The following is a 3,161-nucleotide window of genomic DNA, read 5'->3' as shown; positions in this document are numbered from 1 at the left end:
AATAGCGATACTAGCTAAACTTATAGAAGTATGACTTGTACTCATGGTGACCTTCAATGAGATGACATTGAATCCATATGCGATGGCTTGAGTGATTAAAAATATTAGACTGAAGATAATTATGGGAAGCCGTAATCTATCATCTTTACGGATTACATGAGAAGAAACTGCAACGACCATACATATATAACTTAAGATAAATACTAGATCATGATCAGCTCCTATTACTTGACTAATTATTGTTATAGAAACTAAAATCATGACTGGAACTCTCAATCTACTTTTCTTAGTAAATTGAAAACACACAACCAACGTTATCAAAGTATACAATAAATCTGGTGATCTTAAACTACCCAATCTACACGCCCCCTGATGAACAACTGTTAATAACTAGAACCCAAAAATTCCCTTATTCTATGGTTGTATGTTTGCCAAAAAAGTACATCGCACAAAAAATCAAAATTCTATTTCTTGTTAATTTGTTCAATTAGCCTTCCCCCTCTGTAATGGTTTTGATTATAAAAAGATTTGAAATAATTTTATAATTGCATAAACAATAAGGAAAATAGCTCCGCTTTTCTCCATAGTCCTTACTTTCTCTTCCGAAATACCAGTCCTTCCTTTTACCCAAAGAATATATCTCTTGTTGCCGGATAAAATTAACAAAGTTATTCCTGCAATAAACATAAAAAGCCATATATTGAACATAAACCAATCCAATATCATAGACTCCTTCCAACTCAAATCCATATTTAGCATGGTGTCCTGAATGTTCTATAAATAGATTTCCTAACGCTATAATCTACCAGTACGACGCTTAATAAGAATGATGCGACATAGTTATTCATCAGATAATGCTCTAACCCTTAACTTCTTTAGCAGATACCCAAGCAAGTACCCAATTGCGCCTGCTAACCAAGATAAGATTATACTTGTTATAGTGTATTGCTGAGAAAAGATATTAGGCTGAATATACCTGAAATAATACCCCAGCCCATAAGTAGGGGTTAGATAAAGCATATGCAACGGAAGAATTAGAGCCCCTATTAAATATAATAAACCACCAATTCCTCAGTATAGCGAAAGGAATTTAATAAAGTTCTTCTTCTTCATATAGCCTATAACTATTCCAAATAATACCCATGCAGCTAAAAATACGACTGCTATCATTGCACCCTCAAATGTAGGGGGAAATGGATAAATTGATGCTAGTAAATTATCAGTATCAAACAGTATTGCTGTAATTGAGAGTGTGATTGCTGTAATTGAGACTATGATTGCAAATGCTATAGGTAAATACTTATTATTCACCTCCCCAATAAGTTTAATTTCATCGTCTGTTTCATTTGGTAATTCACTTATATTTTTCAACTCAGATTTCATAATAATTACACCCCCCTTAAATACAAATTTGTTACGCTACATCCTACGAATGCGTCGTCATAACATACGGGTAATGCGAAGCTGTCAAATAGGCAAACAGATGAGGTTTCTCTGGTTCTTTATTCTTCAATTCTTGCATTAATTTTCTTTTTTTGGGCAAAAGGACCATTTTCCACAGTGTGGACACCTTAATAGTTTGGAGCCTCCAATTATACTTAATCCTAGGATATACTGAAGAAATGTTATCTTGAAATTTTCACCGCACTTGCTACACATATATTGCATACAAGACCTCCTAATTATCTGATAATTACTCATTAGCATCTATACGGTTACCGCAATATTAAATAATGCTTTAAATTGATTTAGCTATAAAAGATATCACTTCAGCTGCTGGAACTAATAAAAACTGCGCCAAAATCGTGCCTACTATTAATCCTCCAACAATAAAAATAATACATCTATCAAACTGCAATTCAGTACATTTCCCATTTATTACATCATCTGTCAGCATTGATATAAATGGGTCTATGAATATAACCATAAGTATTGTTGACAGCCCCGTTATCACAGCTGCTAAAGTACTGCATGTAGTTCTATAATCTGGATTTAAACATCCTGCATACAATGATGCTAAAACACCAACCGTTAATATTGCAAAAGCTATGCAATTAAGTAAAATGATTTTTTTAGGCATCATATTTAAATTTTTTAATTGTGCCAAATTTTCTTTTTTCGGTTTTGTAACGCTACTTTTGAACTGCTCTATTCCTGATTTTGAGAATCCATGTAATAGTAGTCTAGGTATAGAACGACTAATACTAAAAGATTCTACAGCCTTCCGAAAAACTTTTATGAATGTTGGCATTAATGCTGCGCCAATAATTGTTGCTATTGTTGTTGAAAATAATATCCATCTGAATATGTATAATAAACTCTGAGGGTTTCCTGTTTTTATTGTACTTTCAATAGTTTTAGCCAGTAATGGTGCTTGAATACTGTTTGCAGTTCTCGAGATTAACGCAAAAATATTGAATACTGCAAAAGACACTGCTATTCTTCCTGTTCTTACACCAACAATTCTTACAGAATAAGCTAGAGTTGAAATTATAGAAATAATGACTGTAAGAATTAAAACGATTATTACTTGTGTAGACATTTACTCTCTCCCATCTATCACAGAATGTATCTCTTATAGCTTAAATCATCTTGAAATCTATTCAAATCCTCGCTTATTATATTTCATTTATTGGTTCGATATTTTCGACAGTTCGGTGAAGAAACTACTACAATTAAAGCTGGTATCATTGTTCCGAAAATGCCAACAAGAACAGGCCACCCATCCATAAGCAGCAATACAATACCATATAATATGTAATATAATCCCATCCAATAAAATATCATTCTGCAAGCCTTAACATATTTCTTTTCATCAATTATTTTATATTTTGTTTTCTTAGGCACAATAATTTTTAAAGATAAATATTTACCAACCAATATAGTGATTATACCTAACAAAATAAAAGCACTTTTTAATAAATATGGTACCCATTCCATAAACAATCCTCCTGAAATTCCAACGCTACATCCTACATATACGCATCTCGACTCCTAACATAATCTCCGAAATGCGCTATTTAACTCTTTACTTATGAGTAACGACAGGAGTAACTCCTTCGACTTTAATTTCTATTCTTTTTCCATCACGGAGCAATACAACTGAAGCAATATTCTTCTCACTAGCATCCACATCTTTATACTGAGTAATGCCATACTCC

4 protein-coding genes and 1 pseudogene are annotated in these 3,161 nt (G+C 32.6%); all 5 read right to left on the bottom strand.

Annotated elements, in window-relative coordinates; all coding sequences use genetic code 11:
• A partial coding sequence (locus VIM70_RS10880) for a hypothetical protein (protein ID WP_331945785.1) occupies positions 1-276 on the bottom strand: 276 nt, incomplete at its 3' end.
• Positions 277-516: 240 nt separating this feature from the next.
• A complete protein-coding gene (locus tag VIM70_RS10875) occupies positions 517-726 on the bottom strand; it encodes a hypothetical protein (RefSeq protein ID WP_331945784.1) in 210 nt (69 codons plus the stop codon).
• A 345-nt stretch (positions 727-1,071) separates the two neighbouring features.
• Positions 1,072-1,383 carry a hypothetical protein gene (locus VIM70_RS10870; protein WP_331945783.1) on the bottom strand — a complete coding sequence of 104 codons (312 nt, stop codon included), beginning with the start codon at positions 1,381-1,383 and terminating at the stop codon, positions 1,072-1,074.
• 355 nt (positions 1,384-1,738) lie between these two features.
• Complete coding sequence (locus VIM70_RS10865; protein ID WP_331945782.1) at positions 1,739-2,542, bottom strand: lipid II flippase Amj family protein; 804 nt, start codon at positions 2,540-2,542, stop codon at positions 1,739-1,741.
• Between the two features lie 83 nt (positions 2,543-2,625).
• Positions 2,626-2,976, bottom strand: a pseudogene (locus tag VIM70_RS10860) (hypothetical protein); the annotation flags it as partial.
• Positions 2,977-3,161: the final 185 nt, after the last annotated feature.

This window comes from Clostridium sp. (assembly GCF_036569345.1).
In the GTDB taxonomy this organism is placed as follows: domain Bacteria; phylum Bacillota; class Clostridia; order Clostridiales; family Clostridiaceae; genus Clostridium_AD.
The sequence above is the reverse complement of the archived record's forward strand: the minus strand, read 5'-3'. Positions and strand labels throughout refer to the sequence as shown.

Excerpts from the sequence above, each read along its gene's own strand:
- VIM70_RS10875 (WP_331945784.1), bottom strand. The coding sequence starts at position 726 with ATGATATTGGATTGGTTTATGTTCAATATATGGCTTTTTATGTTTATT.
- VIM70_RS10865 (WP_331945782.1), bottom strand. The coding sequence starts at position 2,542 with ATGTCTACACAAGTAATAATCGTTTTAATTCTTACAGTCATTATTTCT.
- VIM70_RS10870 (WP_331945783.1), bottom strand. The coding sequence starts at position 1,383 with ATGAAATCTGAGTTGAAAAATATAAGTGAATTACCAAATGAAACAGAC.